The following is a 21,445-nucleotide window of genomic DNA, read 5'->3' as shown; positions in this document are numbered from 1 at the left end:
GGGACCGCTGGTGGGTCGCCGCACGGAGCGGAAAGGTTGCCGGGGCAGGGAGGTCACATGGCCGCAGTCTCCGGCGGAGGCGTCGGCGCCCCCGGCAGGCGTACGGTCGCCACCGTGCCGCCGCCCTGGGCGCGGGCCAGGGTGACGTCGCCGCCGGCCTCCTCCACCGTGCGGGCGACGATCGACAGGCCGAGGCCCGAGCCGGGGAGGGCCCTCGCGCCGGGGGAGCGCCAGAAGCGGTCGAAGACGTGCGGGAGTTCGTCCTCGGGGATGCCGGGGCCGTGGTCGCGTACGGTCAGGACGCCGTCGGTCAGCCGGACGTCGACCGTGCCGCCCTCCGGGCTGAACTTCACCGCGTTGTCGAGGATGTTGACCACCGCGCGCTCCAGCGCCGCCGGTTCCGCCCGGGTGAACCAGGGGTCCAGGGACGCGGTGATGGTCAGCTCCGGGCCGCGGAGGCGGGCCCGGCGCAGGGCCGCCTCGACGGTGTCCTCCAGGGAGACCACCTGCACGCGTTCGCCGCGCTGGCCTTCCGAGCGGGACAGTTCCTGGAGGTCGCCTATGAGGGACGCCAGTTCCGTCATCTGCGCCTTCACCGAGGCGAGCAGCGCCTTGCGGTCCGCCTCGGGGAGGGGACGGCCCGTCTCCTCGCTCCGGGTGAGGAGTTCGATGTTCGTGCGCAGGGAGGTGAGGGGGGTGCGGAGTTCGTGACCGGCGTCCGCGATCAGCTGCTGTTGCAGTTCACGGGAGTTGGCGAGGGCGGAGGTCATCGAGTTGAACGAGCGGGAGAGCCGCGCCACCTCGTCCTCGCTCTCGTCCTCCACCGGGATACGGATGCTCAGGTCCTCCGTCCGGGCGACGTGCTCGACGGCCTCGGTGAGCTTGTCGACGGGACGCAGCCCGGCCCGCGCGACCGCGAGCCCGGCGGCACCGGCCCCGAGGACTCCGACGCCGGAGACCAGGAGGAGGATGAGGGCGAGTTCGTTGAGGGTGGACTGGGTGCTCTTCAGAGGAACGGCGACAAGGAGGGCGGCGTCCTTGACGACGTACTGGCCGTCGGCGCCGTCGACGACGAGCGCCGTGGTCAGGACGCGCACCGCGTTGCCGTCGGCGTCGACGCCGTTGCGGACGACTTCCCGCTGAGGGTTCTTCGCCACGTTCGTGTCGCTGCCGGTGAGCTTCACCAGCGCCGTGGAGGCGCCGTAGATACAGGACTTGCCGTTCGACTGGACCAACTGGGAGTAGCCCTTGAAACGCGGGCCGAAGGGGAAGGCGTCGGACGGCGACTGAGCACAGGTCTCGAGGGCGGCGGCCACCAGGTTCGCCGGCTGCGCACGCGAGACGCCCGACCGCAGGTCGTTCTCCAGCTCCTCGTACAGCTTCCCCTGCACGATGAACCAACACGTCACCGAGACCGCCGCCACCGCGAACGCCACCGCCGCCGCGACCAGCATCGACAGCCGGGTGCGGATGGGAAGGGCCCGGAACCGGCGGACGACCCTGTTCACTCCGCCCCGCCCTGGCGCAACACGTACCCCACACCCCGCACGGTGTGCACGAGCCGCGGCTCGCCGCCCGCCTCGGTCTTGCGGCGGAGGTACATCACGTACACGTCGAGGGAGTTGGACGAGGGCTCGAAGTCGAAGCCCCAGACCGCCTTCAGGATCTGCTCCCGGGTGAGGACCTGGCGCGGGTGCGCCATGAACATCTCCAGGAGCGTGAACTCCGTGCGGGTCAGTTCCACCGGCCGCCCGCCGCGCCTGACCTCGCGCGTCGCGAGGTCCATGCGCAGGTCGGCGAAGGTGAGGGCCTCGTCCTCCTGGGCGTCGTCCGTCACGGCGGCCGCGTAGGAGCTGCGGCGCAGCAGGGCGCGGACGCGGGCGAAGAGCTCGTCGAGTTCGAAGGGCTTGACCAGGTAGTCGTCGGCGCCCGCGTCGAGGCCGGTGACCCGGTCGCCGACCGTGTCGCGGGCGGTCAGCATGAGGATGGGCGTGGTGTCGCCGGCGCCGCGGATGCGGCGGGCGGCGGTCAGGCCGTCCATGCGGGGCATCTGGATGTCGAGGACGACCAGGTCGGGCCGGTAGGCGGTCGCCTTCTCCAGGGCGTCCGCGCCGTCCACGGCGACCTCCGTGTCGTAGCCCTCGAAGGCGAGGCTGCGCTGGAGTGCTTCGCGCACCGCCGGCTCGTCGTCGACGATCAGGATGCGCTGGGGGTCACGGTCGCCTTCGGCGGGGCTCATGGGTGTGGATTCCTCGGGTGCGGTGGGACGACACGGGCTGGGCCTTCAGCCTCGCATGGTTCCCGGCGGGCGCGTAAAGGGCGGCGGGCTCAGAGAGCGCGAGCGGTCCGGCGGCGGCGGGCCCTGGACCGGCGGCCCGCGGGGGTCCCGTCGGCGGCCGTCGCCACCTCCGGCGCGCGCGGCGTCCGCCGCACCGGGGCGTGCAGCTCGTACGCCACGTCGAGGGCCAGGGCGAGGTCGGCCGCGCCGACGCCGGTCACCGGGTGCGAAACCTGCTTGATCATGACGTGCTCCCTGCTCGTTGACGAGGACGTTCAGCTGTCGGAGCCGCCGGCCCGCAGTGTGGGCAGGTCGGTCTTGACGGTGTTGATCGGGATGGCGAAGCCGAGGCCGACGCTGCCGGCGTCGGCGGAGGTGGCGTCCGCGGCGGAGTACATCGCGGAGTTGATGCCGATGATGTTGCCGTTGGCGTCGATCAGCGCGCCGCCGGAGTTGCCGGGGTTCAGGGAGGCGTCCGTCTGGATCGCCTTGTACGTCGTCGTGGACGAGCCGGTGTCACCGTTGAACTGCTGCCCGCCGAACTCGAACGGCCAGCCACCGCCCTGCTGCTGTTGCTGCTGCCCCTGGCTCTCGTCGGTCGAGACGGTCACGTCCCGGTCGAGGGCGGAGACGATGCCGCTGGTGACGGTGCCGGTGAGGCCCTCGGGGGAGCCGATCGCGACGACCGTGTCACCGACCTGGACGCCGTCGGAGTTGCCGAGGGTCGCCGCCTTCAGGCCGGAGGCGTTCTCCAGCTTGATCAGGGCGAGGTCCTTCTTGCTGTCGGTGCCGACGACCGTGGCGTTGTACGACTTGCCGTCGCTGGTCGTCACCTTGATCGAGGAGGCGCCGGAGATGACGTGGTTGTTGGTGATGATCTCGCCGTCGCCGGTGATGATCACGCCGGAGCCGGTCGAGGACCCGCCGGCGAGGGTGGCGTTGATCTCGACGACGCTCGGGCTGACCGCCGCGGCGATCGTGGCGACGTCACCCGTCCTGCTGGAGGGCACCACGCTGGTCGTCGTGGACGAGGCGACCACCTCGTCCTTGCCGGTCAGCTCCTGGATGCCGTAGGCCGTGCCGCCGCCGATGGCCGCGGCGACGATCGCCACCGCCGCGAGCAGCGCGACCGGGCCCCGGGTGCGCTTCCTCCTCGGCGCCGGCGCGGGCCCGGCCGCCACGGGCGTCAGGAGAGCGGTCCCGCCGCCGCTGCCGTCCCCGCCGGAGGCCTGAGCCCACGCCTGCGTCTGCCACACGGCGGCCGGCTCGACGGGCTGCGGCGCCGGCTGGTGGGCGGGCGGGGGCGGCCATTCCGGGTTGACGGGGGTGGAGGCGTGCTGCGGGGCGCCCTGGTACGGGTTCTCGTGGTTCTCGTACTCGCCGCTGCGGCGGATGCTCTCGGTCATGGCCATGAGCTTGTCGCCCGACCATGAGAGCTCCCTGAGTGCTCCCTGAGAAGCCCGGCAGAAGCTCGTACGCCCGATATAAAGCCGGTGCTGGGCGCGGGACCGTACCTCTCAGAAACCCTTCATACAGGGCAGGCCCCGAACCCGCAGGCCCCGAACCCGCAGGCCCCGTACCCGCAGGCCCCGTACCCGCACGCGCCCCGTACCCGCAGGCCCGGTGTCGGCAGGCGGCCGCACCCGTGGCAGCCGTCAGGTGCAGCCGCAGGAGCGCCGCACCACCAGTCGCGACGGGAACACCTTCAGCCGCTCGCGCCGCGACCCGGCGACCCGCAGCCCGTCGTCCAGGACTAGGTCCACCGCCGAGCGCGCCATCGCCGAACGGTCCGACGCGACCGTCGTCAGGGGCGGATCGGCGAGTGCCGCCTCCTTGATGTCGTCGAAGCCGGCCACGCCCAGCTCGCCGGGCACGTCGATGCGCAGCTCGCGCGCGGCCCGCAGCAGACCGATCGCCTGGTCGTCGGTGGAGCAGAAGACGGCGGGCGGCCGGTCCGGGCCCGACAGCAGCTCCAGAGCTATCCGGTAGGCGTCGTAGCGGTTGTACGGCGCTTCGAAGAGCCGGCCCTCGGTGCTGATCCCGGCCTCGTCCATGGCCCGCCGCCAGCCCTCGACGTGGTCGGAGACGGGGTCGCCCACGGAGGGCGTCTCGGCGGTGCCGCCCACACAGGCGACGTACTCGTACCCGTGTTCCAGCAGATGCCGTACGGCGAGCTGGGCGCCGCCCAGGTCGTCGGTGACGACGGCAACGTCGTCGATGGCCTCGGGCCGCTCGTGCAGCAGGACCACCCGGGCGTCCCAGGCGTCGATCTCGGCGGCCGCCAGATCGTTGAGCGCGTGGCTGACGAGGATCAGTCCGGAGACCCGCATCCCGAGGAAGGCGCGCAGGTAGTGGACCTCGCGCTCGCCCACGTAGTCGGTGTTGCCGACGAGCACCATCTTGCCGCGCTCGGACGCGGCCTGCTCGACCGCGTGCGCCATCTCCCCGAAGAAGGGCTGGCGGGCGTCGGGGATGATCAGGCCTATGAGGTCCGTGCGCCGGGACGCCATCGCCTGCGCGACCCGGTCCGGGCGGTACCCCAGCTCCTTGATGGCGGCGAGGACACGCTCGCGCGTGGCCGGGGCGACCGGCCGGGGTCCGTTGTTGATGACGTAGCTGACCACGGCAGTGGACGTCCCTGCCAGCCGCGCTACGTCGTCCCGAGTCACCTTGGCCACGCGCGGAGTCTACGCGGATGGACCCGCTCCGGGCAGGGCGTACGCGGCATCGCTGCGCACGGACGGGCGAGAACGGGCGCGAGTGGCGCCCGCCCGCGTGGGCGCTACGCCTCCGCCGAGACCTCTTCCGCGCTCACGGCGTCCTCGTTGTCCGGTTCGTCGGCCTTTGACCGGTCCGCCTTGCCCTTGGTCTCCTCGGCGCCACGGTCGATCTTCTCGGGCGTAACGAATCGATAACCGACGTTCCGGACGGTTCCGATCAGCGACTCGTGCTCGGGTCCGAGCTTGGCGCGCAGACGCCGTACGTGGACGTCGACCGTCCGGGTGCCGCCGAAGTAGTCGTAGCCCCAGACCTCCTGGAGCAGTTGCGCGCGCGTGAAGACGCGGCCCGGGTGCTGCGCGAGGTACTTCAGGAGCTCGAACTCCTTGAAGGTGAGGTCGAGGACGCGGCCCTTGAGCTTGGCGGAGTAGGTGGCCTCGTCGACGGACAGGTCGCCGTTGCGGATCTCCATCGGGGAGTCGTCGTTGACGATCTGCTGACGGCCCATGGCCAGGCGCAGCCGCGCCTCGACCTCCGCCGGTCCGGCGGTGTCCAGCAGGACGTCGTCGATGCCCCAGTCGGCGGTGACGGCGGCCAGGCCGCCCTCGGTCACGACCAGGATGAGCGGACAGCCGGGCCCGGTGGAGCGCAGCAGCTGGCACAGACTGCGGACCTGCGGCAGGTCACGGCGTCCGTCGATCAGGATGACGTCGGCACCCGGGGTGTCGACGAGGGCGGGGCCCTCGGCGGGAGCCACCCGCACGTTGTGCAGCAGCAGGCCGAGGGCGGGGAGCACCTCCGTCGACGGCTGGAGGGCGTTGGTCAGGAGCAGCAGAGAACTCATACGTCTGGTTCCTCCTCGGTCCCTGCGAGGACGTGTGCGGTGCGGCACTGCTCTGCGTCCCGGGGCCCCGTACACCTGCGGTTTCCCGCGTCGTATACAACGCTTCCGAAAGCACAAAAGGACCCGGGGGCTACGCTGCCCGAGTCCTCTGCCCAGCAGAATAGCCCACATGAGCAATGGTCGGGCGGGTCATGTGGTGCGTTCCGTCGATCGTCCGCACTGCGAGACGAACAGACGCACACCTTTCCGGACGTTTCTGCGCACTGCCGACGGTGTTTCCCTCGATTCCGTATACGACCCGGGCGCGGTCGTATACGACGCCTCCGCGCCACCGTGCCGTGACCTGGTGTTCGTCGTGGCCCACGGTTTCACGGGCGATGTTGACCGCCCGCACGTGCGCCGGGTGGCGTCCACGTTCGGGCGGTACGGGGCGGTCGTCACCTTCTCCTTCCGGGGCCACGGCCGCTCCGGCGGACGCTCCACGGTCGGCGACCGCGAGGTCCTCGACCTGGCGGCCGCGGTCGAGTGGGCCCGTGGCATCGGGCACACGCGGGTGGCCACCGTCGGCTTCTCCATGGGCGGCTCGGTGGTGCTGCGGCACGCGGCCCTGCACCGGGAGGACGGGCGCGGGGCCGACGCGGTGGTCTCGGTCAGCGCGCCCGCCCGCTGGTACTACCGGGGCACGGCCCCCATGCGCCGTCTGCACTGGCTGGTCACCCGCCCCGAGGGCCGCCTGGTCGGCCGCTACGGCTTCCGCACCCGCATCCACCACCGGGAATGGGACCCGGTGCCGCTGTCCCCGGCGGAGGCGGTCCGGAGGATGGCACCGACACCGCTGCTGATCGTCCACGGCGACCGGGACGGCTACTTCCCCCTCGACCATCCCCGGATGCTGGCCGAGGCCGCCGGTGAGCACGGCGAACTCTGGCTCGAGCCCGGCATGGGCCACGCCGAACACGCCGCCGACGACGCTCTGCTGGCCCGCATCGGGGACTGGGCGGTCTCCCGGGCGGGCTAGCCTGACCCTGTTGAACGACCGTCGATGGACCGACCGAACCGACTGAGGAACGAGATGGCAAAGGGCACGGTGCGCTACTGGGCGGCCGCCAAGGCCGCGGCCGGTGTCGCCGAGGAGCCGTACGACGCGGCCACCCTCGCCGACGCGCTCGAGGCCGCGCGACAGCGACACCCCGGTGAACTCGTGCGTGTGCTGCGGCGGTGCTCGTTCCTCGTCGACGGTGACCCCGTGGGCACCCGCGCACATGAGACGGTACGGCTGGCCGACGGCGGCACGGTCGAGGTGCTCCCGCCGTTCGCAGGAGGGTGACGATGACCGACCAGCCGTATGGGCAGGGACAGGGGCAGGGACAGGGGCAGGGCCACGGCCAGGGACACGAGGGCCATGACCCGTACCAGCAGTCGCAGGCGTGGCCCGGGCAGCAGCACGGGTACGAGGACCCGCAGGCCCACCTCCAGTACACCCAGCAGTGGCAGGGCCAGACCTGGGAGACCAGCATGCAGCCGCCGGTCGCCGCGGGGGACCCGGCGGAGACGGCGTACCTGCCGCCGCAGACCGGCGAGGCACCGGTGTACGGCGGCCCCCTGCCGGGCGCCCAACGGCCCGAGCACCACCCCGCCCAGGCACCGTCCTGGCAGCAGCAGGAGTCGTACGGCCAGCGGCAGGAGCCCTACGGCCAGCAGCAGGAGTCGTACGGCCAGCAGCAGGAGCCCTACGGCCAGCAGCAGTCCCACGGGCATCAGCAGGAGCCCTACGGCCAGCAGCAGTCCCACGGCCATCAGCAGGAGCCCTACGGCCACCAGCAGGAGCCGCACGGGCAGCAGCAGGACCCGTACGGACGGCAGCAGGCGTCGTACACGCCTCCCGCCTACGCGTCCGCCCCGGTCCCCGCCCCCGAGCCGACGGCCCCCGCGCCCGCCCCCGGGCCCCGGCCCGAAGGCGGCGGCGCAGGTGATGCCCCCTCCTACGGTCCCGCCACCCTCGCCGGCAACGCGCGCGTCACCGACGCCCAGCGGGCCCGCCTGGAGGGTCGCTCGCCGATCATCGAGCCCGGCATGCAGCCCGCGGCGCTCACCGCGTTCCTCGGTCTGCTCCTGTCCGGTACGGCGGCCGTCGGCACGTACGCGCTGCTCGTCCCGCTCGTCGTCCTCCAGGCCGTCACGGCGGCGGGCTGGTTCCGGCTGAACGGCATGTGGCCCGCCCGGCAGGGCATCGCCCTCGCCTTCCTGGGCGCGCTGGTCGCCGACGTGGCCCTGCTCGTGGCGGGCCGCGCCCACGCACCCGCCGCCATCCTCGGCTCCCTCGGCGTCTGGGTCCTGCTCTGCCTCGTCCTCCAGCTCCGCTCGCACGCGGACCCCGACGAGCGGATGTACGGCCTGATGGCGACCGTCGCCTCGGCCGCCCTGGCCATCGTCGCCACCGGCCACCTGGGGGCCGACCCGGACGCGGTGACGGTCGGCGCCGCCGCCGTCGCGGTCGCCGTCCTGGCCCGCGCGCTGCCCCTGCCGACCCCGGCGTCGGTGGTCGTCTCCCTGCTCGCCGCCGCAGGCGCCGGCATCGCGGTCGGCGGGATGACCGGGCTGGGGACCGAGGGCGCGTTCCTCGGCGCGGGCGCGGCGGTCTGCGCCCTGATCGGCCACCGGGTCGCCAGTTACGACTACCCGTCGCGCTTCGTCCACTTCACGGCCGGGGTGGCGTTGCCGCTGTCGGCGGCGGCACCGGCGGTGTACGTGCTGGGACGGGCGCTCGGATAGCTCTGTCACAGCTGATCGACAATCCACCGGCCACCCCTCACCTCAGGGTTACCGTGGGTGGTCATTGACCGCTCAGCCGTCCGGTGGGGGAACAACCGCAATGCGCGCACTTCGAATACTGCTGGTCGTCGTCGTGATCCTCGGCGGTCTCTTCGTGCTCGCGGACCGCCTCGCCGTGAACTTCGCCGAGGACGAGGCCGCGGACAGGCTGCGGACGACCGAGAACCTCTCGGCCACCCCGGACGTGTCCATCAAGGGCTTCCCCTTCCTCACCCAGGTCGTCGGCGGCGAGCTGGACGACGTCGAGGTCGGCATCCAGGACTACGAGGCGGTGGGCACCGAGGGGCAGAAGATCCGCATCGACGACCTCCAGGCGAACATGCGGGGCGTCGCGTTCTCCGGCGACTACAGCTCCGCCACCGCGGCCACCGCCACCGGCACCGCGTCCATCACGTACGCCGAGCTGCTGAAGGCCGCGAAGAGCGAGCCGACGCAGGTCGCCCCCGGCGTCACCGCCGAGGTCGTCGGACTCTCCGACGGCGGCAACGGCAAGATCAAGGTCACCGTCGAGGCGACCGTCCTCGGCACCAAGCTGCCGCAGCCCCTCTCCGTGCTCAGCTCGGTCGCCGTCGAGGGCGACACCGTCCGCGTGCACGCCGACTCGCTGCCCAGCTTCGGCGGGGTGCAGGCCGCCGAGAACGAGGTGCGTTCCATCACCGACTTCGAGCAGAAGATCGACGACCTGCCGGGCGGCATCCAGCTCGACAAGGTCGAGGCGGGGAAGAACGGTGTGGAGTTCTCGGTGAAGGGTTCCAACGTCCGTCTGGCCGGGTAGTACTCGCCCCTGATGGACGGCAACCGTCCGAAGGGCGAGACGGGGGCGTCCGTACCGCAGATGTGATGCCGGATACACCCACCCGGAATCCACGCGGGGGCGCCCCGGGCACCCACCCGTTCCCAATATTCGGACGATCGCATCTCACTATGCGACACGCCGGTGACACGCCCGCCTGTCCATCCCTACGATCGACTGCATGAAGCGACAGGCGGATCTCACGAAGCGGCGGGCAGTAGACCTGTGCCGCGTCGCCGCCATGCTCTGTCGCCCCTTCTGAGCGGAAGCGCCGCCGGCCTTCCGCGCCTCCCGGCGCCCTCGTCCGAGGGCATCCGTGTGCCGGCCGTCGGCGAGACCCGGCCGCGCACCCTTCTTCTTGCACACCCCCGCCGCAACTGCCCCGGAGGAGAACGAGCATGAGCCGCAGCGACGTCCTGGTCGACGCCGACTGGCTGCAGGACCACCTGGACGACGAGAACATCGCCATCGTGGAGGTGGACGAGGACACGTCCGCCTACGAGAAGAACCACATCAAGAACGCGATCCGGATCGACTGGACCAAGGACCTCCAGGACCCGGTCCGCCGTGACTTCATCGACCAGGAGGGCTTCGAGAAGCTCCTCTCGGCGAAGGGCATCGCCAACGACACGCTGGTGGTCCTCTACGGCGGAAACAACAACTGGTTCGCGTCCTACGCCTACTGGTACTTCAAGCTGTACGGCCACGAGAACGTCAAGCTCCTCGACGGTGGCCGCAAGAAGTGGGAGCTGGACGCCCGCGAGCTGGTCCCCGGCGACGAGGTGCCCGAGCGCCCCGCCACCGAGTACAAGGCCAAGCCGCAGGACACGTCGATCCGTGCCTTCCGTGACGACGTCGTCGCCGCGATCGGCAGCCAGAACCTGGTGGACGTCCGTTCGCCCGACGAGTTCTCCGGCAAGCTGCTCGCCCCGGCCCACCTGCCGCAGGAGCAGTCGCAGCGTCCGGGCCACGTCCCGTCCGCCAGGAACATCCCCTGGTCGAAGAACGCCAACGACGACGGCACCTTCAAGTCGGACGAGGAGCTCAAGGAGCTCTACGCCGAGGAGAACGTCGACCTGGCCAAGGACACCATCGCCTACTGCCGTATCGGTGAGCGCTCGGCCCTGACCTGGTTCGTGCTGCACGAGCTGCTCGGTGTCGAGAACGTCAAGAACTACGACGGTTCCTGGACCGAGTACGGCTCCCTCGTCGGCGTGCCGATCGAGCTCGGCGCCGGTAAGTAATCCCACCCGACCGACCTTCCGGTCAGACCAAGACCTCTCTGGAGAAAGACATGTGTGGAGCGAAGGCCGGCGGCCCGGACGCCTCGACGATCAAGCCCGGTGAGACCACGATCCAGGGTCAGGTGACCCGCGACGGCGAGCCAGTGACGGGCTACGTCCGTCTGCTGGACTCGACCGGCGAGTTCACCGCGGAGGTCCCGACCTCCGCCACGGGCCAGTTCCGCTTCTACGCGGCCGAGGGCACCTGGACCGTGCGCGCTCTCGTCCCCGGCGCCACCGCCGACCGCACCGTCGTCGCCCAGAAGGGCGGCCTCGCGGAGGTCGCGATCGCGGTCTGAACGGACCGGTGAACGAGTGAACGACCGAAGGGCCGCACCCCGGGCCGGAACCCGGGGTGCGGCCCTTCGGCCTGCCCGCAGCCGGGGCCGCGGACCTACCCTGGACCCATGTACGCACGGCGGCGTCACACGTACTTCGCCATGATGGGCACCTGCATCGCGCTGTTCGTCCTGGCCTGGGGCGTCGTGCGCCTCTGGTCGGTTCCGGTGGCCGTCGGGATGTGCCTGGTCGCGATGGTCATCCCGCCGCTCGCCGCGATGGTCGCCAACCGGCGCGGCCCCGACGACCGCTGGTGGGACGACCCGTCCGGCGACCCGAAGTCCGACGAGTGGTGGGACGAACTCGACGGCAGGAAACGCCCTCAGTAGACCAGTGCCTGCGTGTCCTCGCCCAGCGCCTCCTGCACGAACACCTGCGCGCCCGCGATCCGTACGCCCTCCAGGACGTCCTTCTCCGTGATGTCCCGCCGGGCCGCGCACTGCGTGCACAGCGTGAGCCGGCCGCCGGCCAGGACCGAGTCGAGGAGGTCGGGCAGCGGGGCGGCGTGCGGCAGCTCGAACTCGGCGGCCCGGCCCGGCAGCGCGAACCAGGCCGACTCCCCGGTCAGCCAGAGGGACACCTCCACCCCGCTGGCCACGGCCACCGCCGCGACCGTGAACGCCTGCGAGCACCGCTCGGGGGCATCGGCCCCCGCGGTCACCTTGATCACGAGCTTTTTCGCCATGCTCGAATCGTAATCAACGGCTTTACAACTCCCTGTGTTGACCATGGGTCTCCTGTGAGGCGCGTGATGGAACGCGCTTACGTTCTGAGGGGGACGTGCGTGGAGCCACAGGTCGACGAGCAGGTCGACGAGCAGGACGACGAACGGGTCGACGAGCAGGCCGGGGAGCAGGCGGCGGAGCCCGGAAGGGCCCAGGAAACCGCCCAGGAAACCGCCCAGGAGACCGCTCAGGAAACCGTGCAGGAAACCGCGGACGAGGTGGCGCCCCCGGCGCGCACCCGCCGCCGCGGCCGTACGACGCTGATGATCGCCGCGGCCGCCGCCCTCGGCGTCGTCGCCGGCACCTGCACCGGCTACCTGATCCAGGCGGAGCGCGAGCCCACGCCGCTGCCGCCGCTCTCCCAGCCCGTGGTCGCGCAGGCCGAGGGCGAGGTCGAGCCGCTGTCGGCGGCGCAGGACCACAAGGTGAAGACCGACGGCGACCTGCGCAAGCTGCTGCTCGACCGGCCCAAGGGGGCGCGGGACACCGAGTACACGGTGGGCACCGACGGCTGGGTGGACCTCGCCGAGTACGCGGAGACGTTCCAGGGGCCGGCCAGCGTCTTCAGCGACCTCGTCGGCGACGAGTTCCGCCGCGCGGCCGCGACCACCTGGCGGGTGGGCCAGACGTACAACGTCGAGATCTACCTCGCCCAGTTCCACCAGGAGGACACCCTGGCGGCGTCCGAGTGGGCCGGGAACGGCTCCTACTGGGCCGAGGACGAGGACGACACCCGCGGTTGGCCCGTCCCCGGCACCGGGGACGGGATGGCGTTCGTGCACGACACACCGGAACGCAAGCCGGGCTACCTCCCGCTGTACTCGGCCGAGGCGCACGCCTGGCGTGGAGACCTCTACATGGAGGTGCGGATCTACGACAGCAGGCCGATCCCGAAGGCGAAGATCATGGACCTGGCCCAGCGGCAGATGGGGAAGCTGTGAGCGAGAACCCCGAGATCGTCGCGAGCGACTCCCGGCCCGTCACGGAGAAGCCCGCCCGTCGTGTCCGTCCCCGCCGTGTCGCGGCCGTCGCCGGATCCGTGCTGCTGGCCGGCGCGCTCGTCGCGGGCGTCTGCCTCACGGTCGTGACCGTGCGGGACGCCGACCGCGACCCGGGCGCACCCACGTGGAAGTTCCCGGCGGCGGCCAAGGCGGACCCGGAGAGCGAGAAGGACACGAAGTCCCGGGCTCCGGGGCTGAGCGCGCTGTTCCTGCCCTACGCGGGCGACGGCTCCACGGGTGGCCACGAGCGCGGTCCCGACATCGGCGAGTTCGGTTCCGACGTCGAGTTCACCGGCGACCAGGCCGTCGCCCTGAGCAAGGAGTCGATCAAGGACCTGCCCGGCTCGACGCGGCGCGAGATGGAGAAGATGATCGACAAACAGCGCATCCAGGGCATGGCGATGCGCAGCTACCTCGTCCGCCACGACCCCTACAGCGACGGGGGCGAGCTGACCGTCGGCGTCACTCTCTCCCGGATGGAGAACCGCACCGCCGTGCGCCGGCTCGCGACCGGCTTCAACGACTTCCTCGCCGCCACGGACGTCTTCCGCAAGGGCCCCCGGATCAAGGGGCACAAGGACGCGCGGTGCTTTCTCACGCCCAAGGGCGACAAGGAGGACCTGGGCCTCGCCTTCTGCACCGCGTACGTGGGTGACGTCCTGGTCAGCGCCACCGCGGACGGCCCGGACCCGATCAGCGGACAGGCCGTTGCCACGTTCTTCGCCGCACAACTCGACCGCATCGACGACCCGGGACAGGCCGTATGACCGAGCAGCCGCAGACGACGGTGGACGCGCCGCAGACGACGGTGGACGGGCCGGAGGCGCCGCAGACGACGGTGGACGGGCCCCTGACGACCGTGGACGCGCCGCCCGCCCCCGGGGAGCAGCCCGCCGCCGAGCGGGCTCCCGGCGGCCCGGACGCCCTGCTCCCGCCCCCCGCTCCGCGGAAGGACCGCCGTCTCCTGCGGGCCGTGCTCCGCTGGACCGCCGTGGTCGTGGTGTTCGCGGCGGCCGGGGCGGGGACGGCGTACGGGATCGCGGGCCTGGAGCGCACCGACGTGCCGGGGCTCGCCACCGAGTCGGACGGGCGCTGGGCGTACCCGGAGATCACCCGGCCGCCGTTGCCGTCCGGCAGCCCCGGCCCGCTGGCCGAGGAGAACGCCGCCGGAGGCCATTACGCGGACCTGAGGGCGCTGCTGCTGCCCGCGCCCGAGGGAGCGACCGACGACAAGGCGCTGCGCGGCACGGACGGCTGGCTGGCCGCCAAGGACTTCCTGACGGTGTACGAGTCGCCGGAGGACCGGGACGAGGTCGGTCAGCTGCTCACCGACTACGGGCTGCGGCACGTCGCCGCCCGCGGCTGGACCACCGCGGACGGCACGCACACCCGCGTCTACCTGCTCCGGTTCGGCACCGGCCGGTCGGCCGACGAGCTGTACGGCGAGCTCACCGGGTACGACGCCCCCGTGCACGCCGCCCGCGGCGCCGCCGAGACGGAGTTCGACGACGCCTATCCGGGCGACGCCGACCCCGAGGGCATCACGCGCTACGCCTACGACGAGGTGAAGCCGTACGGTGCCGAGCACGTGCGGCAGGCCTACCTGCGCGCGGGGGACGTCGTGGCGCTGATCGTGCAGTCCCGCAAGGGCGAGGCCGCCGCCGTCCCCTTCCAGCAGACGGTGACGCTGCAGAGCCAGCTGCTGGGCTGACCACCGCGAGGGCGTACCTCACACGGAGGGCCGGGCCCCGGCCGCGTAAGCTGGGGCCCGGCCCTGTGTCCGTACGGAACCCATTACGCTCATCCCGAGGAGCACCCCGTGGAGATCTTCTTCGAAGCCCTGCTGGTCCTGGTCTGCGTCGGCGTCCTCGCCTTCGCCGGACTGACCGTGAAGAAGCTGTACCAGGGCCAGCGCTGACCGACCACGTTCAGGAACTGCCACCCATGATCGAGATCCCGTCCGACCTCCACAAGGACCTCGTGCCCCTCGCCTTCCTGCTCGGCAGCTGGGCGGGCGCGGGCGTGCACGACTTCCCCGGCTCCGAGAAGTGCAACTTCGGGCAGGAGGTCACCTTCACGCACGACGGCCGGGACTTCCTGGAGTACCGCTCCCACACCTGGGTCCTCGACCAGGACGGCAACAAGGTCCGGCCCCTGGAGTCCGAGTCCGGCTTCTGGCGGATCGACGACGCCCGCAAGGTCGAGGTGACCCTGACCCGCGACGACGGCGTCATCGAGATCTGGTACGGCGAGCTCGCCGACAAGAAGCCCCAGATCGACCTGGTCACGGACGCGGTGGCCCGTACGGCGGCCTCCCGCCCGTACTCCGGCGGCAAGCGTCTGTACGGCTACGTCAAGAGCGACCTCATGTGGGTCGGCGAGAAGCAGACCCCCGACGTGGAGCTGCGCCCCTACATGTCGGCCCACCTGAAGAAGGTCGTCACGCCGGAGGAGGTCGAGCGCTGGGCCAAGGCCCTGCCCGACGACATGCCGGACGACGGCATCGCCTTCTTCAAGTAGTCCTAGACTCTCTGGTGTGGTGAGCACCGACTGGAAGAGCGACCTGCGGCAGCGCGGCTACCGCCTGACCCCGCAGCGGCAACTCGTGCTCGAAGCCGTGGACACCCTGGAGCACGCGACCCCCGACGACATCCTCGTGGAAGTGAGGAAGACCGCGTCGGGGGTCAACATTTCCACCGTCTACCGGACCCTGGAGCTCCTGGAGGAGCTCGGGCTGGTCAGTCACGCCCACCTGGGGCACGGTGCGCCGACCTACCACCTCGCCGACCGGCATCACCACATCCACCTCGTCTGCCGAGACTGCGGAGACGTCATCGAGGCGGACGTCGAGGTCGCCGCCGAGTTCACGGCGAAGCTGCGCGAGACGTTCGGCTTCGACACCGACATGAAGCACTTCGCGATCTTCGGCCGCTGCGAGGACTGCTCGCTCAAGAGTTCGGCTGCCAAGAGTTCAACTACTGAGACGTAGGCTTGGCTTCATGAAGAGCCCCCTGCTGTCCCTGCCCGGCGCCGTGCCCGCCGAGGGCGTGGACGAAGGCGTCGCCGCCCACTACGGCGACCTGTTCCGCGAGCAGCGCGCCCTCGCCGACGGCACCGGATTCGTGGACCTCTCGCACCGAGGGGTCGTGGCGGTCTCCGGTGAGGACCGGCTCAGCTGGCTGCACCTGCTGCTCACCCAGCACGTCAGCGACCTGCCCGTCGGCGAGGCCACCGAAGCGCTGATCCTCTCCGCGCACGGCCATATCGAACACGCGCTCTATCTGGTGGACGACGGGGCGACGGTCTGGGCCCACGTCGAACCCGGCACCCAGGGCGCGCTGATCGCGTACCTGGAGTCGATGAAGTTCTTCTACCGGGTCGAGGTCGCCGACCGGACGGACGCGTTCGCGGTGGTGCACCTGCCGGCCGGTTCGATCGCCGAGGTGCCCGAGGGCGTCGTCGTCCGCGAGACGGCGTACGGCCGTGACCTCTTCCTCCCGCGCGCCGACCTGGAGTCGTACGCCGCGAAGGCCGGACCGGCCGCCGGGATCCTCGCCCACGAGGCGCTGCGCGTCGAGCGGCACCGCCCGCGCCTGGGCTTCGAGACCGACCACCGCACCATCCCGCACGAGCTGGGCTGGATCGGCACCGCGGTCCACCTCCAGAAGGGCTGCTACCGCGGGCAGGAGACGGTCGCCCGCGTCCAGAACCTGGGCAAGCCCCCGCGCCGTCTGGTCTTCCTGCACCTGGACGGCAGCGAGGTCCACCTGCCGCCCTCCGGCACCGAACTCCGCCTCGCCGACGACGGTCCCGACGGCCGCAGAATCGGCTTCATCACCACGTCCGTACGCCACCACGAACTCGGCCCGGTCGCCCTGGCCCTGGTCAAGCGGAACGTCCCGGTGGACGCCCCCCTGGTGGCGGACACGACGGCGGCGGCCCAGGAGGTCGTGGTCGAGCCCTGAGCGGCCCTCGTCTGCCGGGTCCCGTGCGTGCGGCGGGGCCCGGCAGCGTGCCGGTGGGTCCGGTCCGGGTCAGCGAGGGACGGCGATTCTCGCCGCCAGCGTGAAGCCCGAACCGCTGATCGTCACCGCGGTGCCCAGCGCCTCGAGCGTCCCCGGCATCAAGATCAGCACCGCGATGCCGCCCAGGAGCGCCGCGACGGCGATGATCACCGCCGCGATGGCGTTCGACACCGGCAGCCGTGCGACATCGGCCCCGTCGTCCCTCGTCCCCGGTGGTGTTCCGGGGCTCCGCTCTTCGGGCAGGTGGTGTCCCATGCCCCTCTCCCTTCGTCAGCCCAGGTGAGCGGCCGACGCGGTAGCAGCCGCGCAGGCCGTGCCGGAGAGATGCCCACCTGCCGGGCGAGGCAACACCGCGTCGGGTACGGGAAAAGGGATACGCCGGGAAGGGGAGAAGGCCTCCGCCGTTACCCGTAGGGAAAGCACGACTGTTGCCCCGGGGGTCGTGGTGATCCCCGGGGCGATCCGAGCCGTCCGGGGCCTGCTGCTACAGACCCCGGTGATCAGTCGTCGACGACCTCGCGTCCAACTCACCTGGGCTGACAGGGAAGCCGGAAACCTGAGGGCATCTTCGACCAGGATGGCCGAGTTGGCAACCAACTAGCTCTGGTTATCCCCACATGGCCGGGATCCATAAACGAGCTGCCGACAACTGTGGGCGGATGGCGCGAAGTTGTCCCGCCCGGCCTCGGCCGGCCCGGCTCGGAACTCGGCCCCGCTCTACTCGACCCCGCTGGGGACTCGACCCCCGCTCGGAACCCGCCCCCGCTCGGAACCCGCCCCCGCTCGGAACCCGCCCCCGCTCGGAACTCGGTCCGGCTCAGATCTCGATCAGTACGGTGAACGGGCCGTCGTTGGTCAGGGACACCCGCATCCGCGCGCCGAACCGGCCCGTCTCCACCGTCGCGCCCAGTGCGCGCAGCTGGGCCACCACTTCGTCGACGAGCGGCTCGGCCACCTCGCCGGGGGCGGCCGCGTTCCAGGTGGGACGGCGGCCCTTGCGGGCGTCGCCGTAGAGCGTGAACTGGCTGATGACCAGCAGGGGCGCGTCGACGTCGCTGCACGACCTCTCGTCGGACAGCATCCGGATCGACCACAGCTTGCGGGCGAGCTGGGCCGCCTTCTCCTTGGTGTCCTCGTGGGTGACACCGACCAGGACGCACAGCCCCTCGCCGGCGATCTCGCCCACCGTCTCGCCGTCCACGACGACGCTCGCGCCGTCCACCCTCTGCACCACTGCACGCATGCGGACCATCATGCCGTGCGCCCGCGCAACCGCCGCCCAGGGATTCTTTTTGATCCTTTGGCCCGGATCTAGGCCGTTCGGGGGCACTCGGTCACATAGTGGCCACTTGGGGTGGCACGATGCTTTCCACACGCCGGTCGAGGGGACGGTAGAGGCACATGAGCACACCGAGCACCGGGCAGCTGGGCCCGACCACCCAGCGTCCGCCCGTGCAGCGCACCGACAGTCCACCCTGCGCGCCGCCCGCGGGGCCGCCCGAACACCACCTGTCCCGCCTGAGCCTGCCCGAGCTGCGCGGCCTGCGTCGGGACGCCCAGCGCGACGAGGCCGACCTCAGCTACCTGCGACGGCTGCTCCAGGGCCGTATCGACATCCTGCGCGCCGAACTGGCCCGCCGCGGCAGCGCGGCCGTGCCCGAGCCGGCCGAGGCCTCCGTGGTCACGCGCCTGTCGGAGATCCTCACCGACGGCCCGGCCCGCCAGCGCTCCTCCGCCCGCCACGTCACCCTGGGCACCCCGCACAGCGAGGAACACCGCCGCCTGGCCGCGGACATGCTGGCCGAGGTCGAACTCTCCGACCTCGCCGCCCGCACCGATCCCGAGCTGCGCGAGGCCATGGCCCGCCTCGTCCGCTACGAGCAGCAGGTCTCCCGCCGCCGCCAGCTCCTTCAGAAGACCGCGGACGACTGCGGGGCGGAGATCACGCGCAGGTACCGGGAGGGAGAGGCGCAGGTGGACGACCTGTTGGTGTAGGCGGGGCGGCGGGGGAGGGCAGCCCGCGGGGAACGGGCGCCCGGGCGGACCGGGAGGCCGACGGGACGGCGGGGACGGAGAAACTGCCACGACACCGGCCCCCGGCCCGTCCTACCGTGACCCCATGAGCGACCCGCGACCCGCCATCGACGTACGTCCGATCACCGAAGCCGAGTTCCCGGAGTGGCTCCGCGCGGTGAACACCGGCTTCCTGCGCGAGCCGGTGGTCGCCGAGCCCGAGGTGTCGAACCGCCGGACCCAGTTCACCCCCAGCCGTTACCTGGGCGCCTTCGACGCCGGCCGGTGTGTCGCCACCTTCCGGTCCTTCGACCAGCAGCTCACGGCCGTCGGCGGAGCGTCCGTCCCCGCAAACGCCGTCACGGGCGTCACCGTCACCGCCACCCACCGCCGCCGTGGCCTCCTCAGCCGGATGATGGGCCAGGACCTGGCGGCCGCGAAGGACCGCGGGGCCGTCGTCGCCACCCTGATCTCCGCCGAGTACCCGATCTACGGCCGGTACGGCTTCGGTCCCGCCACCTGGGCGACCGAGTGGACGGTCGACGTGCCGCGCACCGGCCTCGACCCCCGCCGCTCCGGCCAGGACGAGGCCGGCGGCCGGATCGACCTCGTCGACGGCGACGACGTCCGCAAGCTCGGCCCCGACCTGCACGAGCGGATCCGCCGTGCCCAGCCGGGCGCCGTCAGCCGCACCGACCTGTGGTGGCAGCTCAGCACCGGCGTCGTACGGTTCGAGCCGTCGTGGACCGAGCCCTTCCACGTGCTGTACCGCTCGCCGGACGGCGAGGTCGAGGGCCTGGCCGCGTACACCGCGGACGACCACTGGCCCGACAAGCGTCCGCACAACACGGTGTCCGTGAAGTGGCTGCTCGCGGCGACCCCGGCCGCCGAGCGCGCCCTGTGGCGCTACCTCTGCTCGATCGACTGGGTCACGACGGTGAAGAGCGGCTGGCGTGCCCCCGACGACCTGCTCCCCTTCCTGCTGCCGGACCCGCGGTCGGCCAGGATCACCGCGCAGTCGGACTGGTTGTGGGTGCGGATCCTGGACGTCGTGCGGGCTCTGGAGGCGCGGACGTACGGGGGTGAGGGATCGCTGGTGCTGGAGGTGGCCGACCCGGGAGGTCTCGCGGGGGGCCGCTACCGGCTGGAGGCGTCACCGCGGGGCGGGTCCTGCGCGCCGACGACGGAGAGCGCCGAGCTCTCGCTGGACGTGGGCGAGCTCGCGAAGCTGTGGCTGGGCGACGAGTCGGCGGTGCGACTGGCGGCGCTGGGGCGGGTCCGGGAAGAACGAGCGGGCGCCGCCCGGTCGGCCGACGCCCTGCTGCGTACGTCCAGGCGGCCTTGGTGCCCGGACATGTTCTGAGGCTCCTTCCTGTCGCCGACCGTGCCATCTCGGTGATCCGTAGCGGTGACTGTCGAGCTGGCGGTTCTGTTGTGCCGTTCTTCAGTTGTGGCTGTGCGGTGGTGCCCGTTCTTCAGTTGTGGCTGTGCTGTTCGGTTGTGGCTGCGCGGTGCTCACTGAACGGCCGGGCTCCCGGCTCCCCTCCGGATGGGAGTCCGACCAACCCCGCGAACTACAGCCATGTTGGGTTAGTTGGTTGCCAACTTAGTTAGAGTTGTCCCAACTTGGAAGTGTCTTGTAACCATCTATTGAGCAACTGCCCTAAGATGGCGCAAAGTTGTAGTGTTCTGCTGTGAAGTCGGACAGCGCCGTGCTCAACGGTCGACGGAGACCGCGTCCGTCACCCCCCGAGGTGGCGGACGTGCTGCGCGCCCGGATCAGGTCCGGTGAGCTCAGGCCCGGCCAGCGCATGCCCACCCAGGCGCAGCTGGCCGACGAGTTCGGCGTGGAACGCGGCACCGTACGGCAGGCCCTGCGGATCCTGCAGAGCGAGCACCTGCTGACCAACATGTCCAAGGGGAGCCCGGCGACCGTCGCCCCCACCCCGGCCATGGCGCTCGTCGACTCCTCGGCGCCGCCGCTGCCCACCGCGGTGGCCCTGACCCCGCGGATCACCGCGGCCTTCAGCGTCCCGCACGTCGAGATCGACGCCGTGTGCCTGACCTCGGCCACGCTGACTCTCGCCCTCGGCGAACCCCTGCGTCAGATCCATGCCGAGCGACTGAAACCGGCCAAGGTGGACGTGCGCGTGCTGCTGCCGTCCCGGGACATCGACCTCGCCTTCCCGGTCCCGGTCGGGGAGCACGGCCACGACCATCCCGTCCACCGGCAATGGCTCGCGATGCGCAACGCCCAGGCACAGGTCATGCAGCACAACCTGCTGGCCCTGCGCTCCACGCACGGCGTCGACGTGCACGTGACCTTCCGCGCGCTGCCCTTCACCCCGCCCGTCAAGCTCTACCTCCTCAACGGGTCGGAGGCGCTCTTCGCCTACTACACCCTGGGCCGCCGGGCGACGGAGGTCGGCGACGAGCGGATGGAGACGTACGGCACCGAGGGCTCCCGGTCGATGCTGTTCAGCTTCGAGGCGGGTGCCGGAGCGCGCGACAACGCCTTCGTCGAACAGTCCCACCTGTGGTTCAACTCGTTGTGGGAGACCATCAGCACGGAACTGCACCTGACGAGGTGACGA

At 71.5% G+C, this 21,445-nt stretch carries 26 protein-coding genes; 17 read left to right on the top strand and 9 right to left on the bottom strand.

Annotation, left to right across the window (positions count from 1 at the left end; translation table 11 throughout):
• Positions 1-53: 53 nt before the first annotated feature.
• From ACF1A1_RS24775 to ACF1A1_RS24750, 6 genes are all read right to left on the bottom strand, one after another.
• Entirely contained in the window at positions 54-1,508 is a 1,455-nt protein-coding gene (locus ACF1A1_RS24775; RefSeq protein ID WP_392002796.1) for an ATP-binding protein, read from the bottom strand.
• Entirely contained in the window at positions 1,505-2,239 is a 735-nt protein-coding gene (locus ACF1A1_RS24770) for a response regulator transcription factor (protein WP_392002795.1), read from the bottom strand. Before ACF1A1_RS24770 ends, ACF1A1_RS24775 begins: the two co-directional genes overlap by 4 nt.
• 89 nt (positions 2,240-2,328) lie before the next feature.
• Positions 2,329-2,523, bottom strand: coding sequence for a hypothetical protein (locus ACF1A1_RS24765; RefSeq protein WP_392002793.1), 195 nt, complete (start codon positions 2,521-2,523; stop codon positions 2,329-2,331).
• Between the two features lie 30 nt (positions 2,524-2,553).
• Positions 2,554-3,684 carry a S1C family serine protease gene (locus tag ACF1A1_RS24760; RefSeq protein WP_392002792.1) on the bottom strand — a complete coding sequence of 377 codons (1,131 nt, stop codon included), beginning with the start codon at positions 3,682-3,684 and terminating at the stop codon, positions 2,554-2,556.
• A gap of 249 nt (positions 3,685-3,933) precedes the next feature.
• The gene (locus tag ACF1A1_RS24755) at positions 3,934-4,956 is read right to left on the bottom strand and encodes a LacI family DNA-binding transcriptional regulator (protein WP_392002790.1); all 1,023 of its coding nucleotides are present in this window, start codon (positions 4,954-4,956) and stop codon (positions 3,934-3,936) included.
• A gap of 104 nt (positions 4,957-5,060) precedes the next feature.
• Positions 5,061-5,840 carry a response regulator transcription factor gene (locus ACF1A1_RS24750; RefSeq protein ID WP_392002789.1) on the bottom strand — a complete coding sequence of 260 codons (780 nt, stop codon included), beginning with the start codon at positions 5,838-5,840 and terminating at the stop codon, positions 5,061-5,063.
• A 169-nt stretch (positions 5,841-6,009) separates the two neighbouring features.
• On the opposite strand from ACF1A1_RS24750, the gene ACF1A1_RS24745 reads away from it, so the two are divergent.
• The 8 genes from ACF1A1_RS24745 to ACF1A1_RS24710 all read left to right on the top strand — a co-directional run bounded on the left by ACF1A1_RS24745 (position 6,010) and on the right by ACF1A1_RS24710 (position 11,416).
• Positions 6,010-6,858, top strand: coding sequence for an alpha/beta hydrolase (locus ACF1A1_RS24745; RefSeq protein ID WP_392002787.1), 849 nt, complete (start codon positions 6,010-6,012; stop codon positions 6,856-6,858).
• A 54-nt stretch (positions 6,859-6,912) separates the two neighbouring features.
• Complete coding sequence (locus ACF1A1_RS24740; protein WP_392002786.1) at positions 6,913-7,167, top strand: MoaD/ThiS family protein; 255 nt, start codon at positions 6,913-6,915, stop codon at positions 7,165-7,167.
• A gap of 2 nt (positions 7,168-7,169) precedes the next feature.
• On the top strand, positions 7,170-8,612 hold the full coding sequence (locus tag ACF1A1_RS24735; RefSeq protein WP_392002785.1) for a hypothetical protein: 1,443 nt from the start codon (positions 7,170-7,172) through the stop codon (positions 8,610-8,612).
• A 100-nt stretch (positions 8,613-8,712) separates the two neighbouring features.
• A complete protein-coding gene (locus tag ACF1A1_RS24730) occupies positions 8,713-9,447 on the top strand; it encodes a DUF2993 domain-containing protein (RefSeq protein ID WP_392002784.1) in 735 nt (244 codons plus the stop codon).
• Positions 9,448-9,646: 199 nt separating this feature from the next.
• Positions 9,647-9,727: an Ms5788A family Cys-rich leader peptide gene (locus ACF1A1_RS24725; protein ID WP_350751515.1), complete on the top strand. Its 81-nt coding sequence runs from the start codon at positions 9,647-9,649 to the stop codon at positions 9,725-9,727.
• Between the two features lie 136 nt (positions 9,728-9,863).
• On the top strand, positions 9,864-10,709 hold the full coding sequence (locus tag ACF1A1_RS24720) for a sulfurtransferase (RefSeq protein WP_392002782.1): 846 nt from the start codon (positions 9,864-9,866) through the stop codon (positions 10,707-10,709).
• 50 nt (positions 10,710-10,759) lie between these two features.
• Positions 10,760-11,047, top strand: a complete 288-nt coding sequence (locus tag ACF1A1_RS24715; protein WP_028421436.1) for a DUF1416 domain-containing protein — start codon at positions 10,760-10,762, stop codon at positions 11,045-11,047.
• Positions 11,048-11,155: 108 nt separating this feature from the next.
• Positions 11,156-11,416, top strand: a complete 261-nt coding sequence (locus tag ACF1A1_RS24710; RefSeq protein ID WP_392002780.1) for a DUF3099 domain-containing protein — start codon at positions 11,156-11,158, stop codon at positions 11,414-11,416.
• Here ACF1A1_RS24710 and ACF1A1_RS24705 read toward each other — a convergent pair.
• Positions 11,410-11,772: a DsrE family protein gene (locus tag ACF1A1_RS24705; RefSeq protein ID WP_392002778.1), complete on the bottom strand. Its 363-nt coding sequence runs from the start codon at positions 11,770-11,772 to the stop codon at positions 11,410-11,412. The genes ACF1A1_RS24710 and ACF1A1_RS24705 overlap by 7 nt on opposite strands.
• 99 nt (positions 11,773-11,871) lie before the next feature.
• Here ACF1A1_RS24705 and ACF1A1_RS24700 point away from each other — a divergent pair, with 99 nt between their 5' ends.
• The 6 genes from ACF1A1_RS24700 to ACF1A1_RS24675 all read left to right on the top strand — a co-directional run bounded on the left by ACF1A1_RS24700 (position 11,872) and on the right by ACF1A1_RS24675 (position 16,778).
• Positions 11,872-12,753, top strand: coding sequence for a hypothetical protein (locus ACF1A1_RS24700; protein ID WP_392002776.1), 882 nt, complete (start codon positions 11,872-11,874; stop codon positions 12,751-12,753).
• Positions 12,750-13,580, top strand: a complete 831-nt coding sequence (locus ACF1A1_RS24695; protein ID WP_392002775.1) for a hypothetical protein — start codon at positions 12,750-12,752, stop codon at positions 13,578-13,580. Before ACF1A1_RS24700 ends, ACF1A1_RS24695 begins: the two co-directional genes overlap by 4 nt.
• Positions 13,577-14,524: a hypothetical protein gene (locus ACF1A1_RS24690; protein WP_392002773.1), complete on the top strand. Its 948-nt coding sequence runs from the start codon at positions 13,577-13,579 to the stop codon at positions 14,522-14,524. Before ACF1A1_RS24695 ends, ACF1A1_RS24690 begins: the two co-directional genes overlap by 4 nt.
• Before the next feature lie 233 nt (positions 14,525-14,757).
• The gene (locus tag ACF1A1_RS24685; RefSeq protein ID WP_392002772.1) at positions 14,758-15,333 is read left to right on the top strand and encodes an FABP family protein; all 576 of its coding nucleotides are present in this window, start codon (positions 14,758-14,760) and stop codon (positions 15,331-15,333) included.
• A gap of 16 nt (positions 15,334-15,349) precedes the next feature.
• On the top strand, positions 15,350-15,802 hold the full coding sequence (locus ACF1A1_RS24680) for a Fur family transcriptional regulator (RefSeq protein WP_392002771.1): 453 nt from the start codon (positions 15,350-15,352) through the stop codon (positions 15,800-15,802).
• Between the two features lie 10 nt (positions 15,803-15,812).
• Positions 15,813-16,778 (top strand): YgfZ/GcvT domain-containing protein, encoded by a 966-nt coding sequence (locus tag ACF1A1_RS24675; protein WP_392002769.1) that lies wholly within the window; start codon positions 15,813-15,815, stop codon positions 16,776-16,778.
• A gap of 69 nt (positions 16,779-16,847) precedes the next feature.
• On the opposite strand, the gene ACF1A1_RS24670 is transcribed toward ACF1A1_RS24675, so the two are convergent.
• Both ACF1A1_RS24670 and dtd read right to left on the bottom strand, forming a co-directional pair.
• Positions 16,848-17,093, bottom strand: a complete 246-nt coding sequence (locus tag ACF1A1_RS24670) for a hypothetical protein (protein WP_392002767.1) — start codon at positions 17,091-17,093, stop codon at positions 16,848-16,850.
• A 562-nt stretch (positions 17,094-17,655) separates the two neighbouring features.
• A complete protein-coding gene (gene dtd / locus ACF1A1_RS24665) occupies positions 17,656-18,081 on the bottom strand; it encodes a D-aminoacyl-tRNA deacylase (protein WP_392002766.1) in 426 nt (141 codons plus the stop codon).
• A gap of 158 nt (positions 18,082-18,239) precedes the next feature.
• Here dtd and ACF1A1_RS24660 point away from each other — a divergent pair, with 158 nt between their 5' ends.
• From ACF1A1_RS24660 to ACF1A1_RS24650, 3 genes are all read left to right on the top strand, one after another.
• Positions 18,240-18,833, top strand: a complete 594-nt coding sequence (locus ACF1A1_RS24660) for a hypothetical protein (protein WP_392002765.1) — start codon at positions 18,240-18,242, stop codon at positions 18,831-18,833.
• Positions 18,834-18,957: 124 nt separating this feature from the next.
• Positions 18,958-20,214, top strand: coding sequence for a GNAT family N-acetyltransferase (locus ACF1A1_RS24655; RefSeq protein ID WP_392002763.1), 1,257 nt, complete (start codon positions 18,958-18,960; stop codon positions 20,212-20,214).
• A gap of 391 nt (positions 20,215-20,605) precedes the next feature.
• Complete coding sequence (locus ACF1A1_RS24650; protein WP_392002896.1) at positions 20,606-21,442, top strand: GntR family transcriptional regulator; 837 nt, start codon at positions 20,606-20,608, stop codon at positions 21,440-21,442.
• Positions 21,443-21,445: the final 3 nt, after the last annotated feature.

The organism is Streptomyces sp. NPDC014995, from assembly GCF_043080745.1.
Classification (GTDB): domain Bacteria; phylum Actinomycetota; class Actinomycetes; order Streptomycetales; family Streptomycetaceae; genus Streptomyces.
Note: the sequence above shows the minus strand (reverse complement) of the source record. Positions and strands in the feature narration are given on the sequence as shown.

Bases quoted from the DNA above. Each gene is read 5' to 3' on its own strand.
- ACF1A1_RS24660 (WP_392002765.1), top strand. From the start codon at position 18,240: ATGAGCACACCGAGCACCGGGCAGCTGGGCCCGACCACCCAGCGTCCG.
- ACF1A1_RS24745 (WP_392002787.1), top strand. From the start codon at position 6,010: ATGAGCAATGGTCGGGCGGGTCATGTGGTGCGTTCCGTCGATCGTCCG.
- ACF1A1_RS24760 (WP_392002792.1), bottom strand. From the start codon at position 3,684: ATGACCGAGAGCATCCGCCGCAGCGGCGAGTACGAGAACCACGAGAAC.
- ACF1A1_RS24725 (WP_350751515.1), top strand. From the start codon at position 9,647: ATGAAGCGACAGGCGGATCTCACGAAGCGGCGGGCAGTAGACCTGTGC.
- ACF1A1_RS24770 (WP_392002795.1), bottom strand. From the start codon at position 2,239: ATGAGCCCCGCCGAAGGCGACCGTGACCCCCAGCGCATCCTGATCGTC.
- dtd (WP_392002766.1), bottom strand. From the start codon at position 18,081: ATGCGTGCAGTGGTGCAGAGGGTGGACGGCGCGAGCGTCGTCGTGGAC.
- ACF1A1_RS24675 (WP_392002769.1), top strand. From the start codon at position 15,813: ATGAAGAGCCCCCTGCTGTCCCTGCCCGGCGCCGTGCCCGCCGAGGGC.
- ACF1A1_RS24765 (WP_392002793.1), bottom strand. From the start codon at position 2,523: ATGATCAAGCAGGTTTCGCACCCGGTGACCGGCGTCGGCGCGGCCGAC.
- ACF1A1_RS24730 (WP_392002784.1), top strand. From the start codon at position 8,713: ATGCGCGCACTTCGAATACTGCTGGTCGTCGTCGTGATCCTCGGCGGT.
- ACF1A1_RS24705 (WP_392002778.1), bottom strand. From the start codon at position 11,772: ATGGCGAAAAAGCTCGTGATCAAGGTGACCGCGGGGGCCGATGCCCCC.
- ACF1A1_RS24690 (WP_392002773.1), top strand. From the start codon at position 13,577: ATGACCGAGCAGCCGCAGACGACGGTGGACGCGCCGCAGACGACGGTG.
- ACF1A1_RS24655 (WP_392002763.1), top strand. From the start codon at position 18,958: ATGAGCGACCCGCGACCCGCCATCGACGTACGTCCGATCACCGAAGCC.
- ACF1A1_RS24740 (WP_392002786.1), top strand. From the start codon at position 6,913: ATGGCAAAGGGCACGGTGCGCTACTGGGCGGCCGCCAAGGCCGCGGCC.
- ACF1A1_RS24710 (WP_392002780.1), top strand. From the start codon at position 11,156: ATGTACGCACGGCGGCGTCACACGTACTTCGCCATGATGGGCACCTGC.
- ACF1A1_RS24685 (WP_392002772.1), top strand. From the start codon at position 14,758: ATGATCGAGATCCCGTCCGACCTCCACAAGGACCTCGTGCCCCTCGCC.
- ACF1A1_RS24750 (WP_392002789.1), bottom strand. From the start codon at position 5,840: ATGAGTTCTCTGCTGCTCCTGACCAACGCCCTCCAGCCGTCGACGGAG.
- ACF1A1_RS24670 (WP_392002767.1), bottom strand. From the start codon at position 17,093: ATGGGACACCACCTGCCCGAAGAGCGGAGCCCCGGAACACCACCGGGG.
- ACF1A1_RS24735 (WP_392002785.1), top strand. From the start codon at position 7,170: ATGACCGACCAGCCGTATGGGCAGGGACAGGGGCAGGGACAGGGGCAG.
- ACF1A1_RS24720 (WP_392002782.1), top strand. From the start codon at position 9,864: ATGAGCCGCAGCGACGTCCTGGTCGACGCCGACTGGCTGCAGGACCAC.
- ACF1A1_RS24715 (WP_028421436.1), top strand. From the start codon at position 10,760: ATGTGTGGAGCGAAGGCCGGCGGCCCGGACGCCTCGACGATCAAGCCC.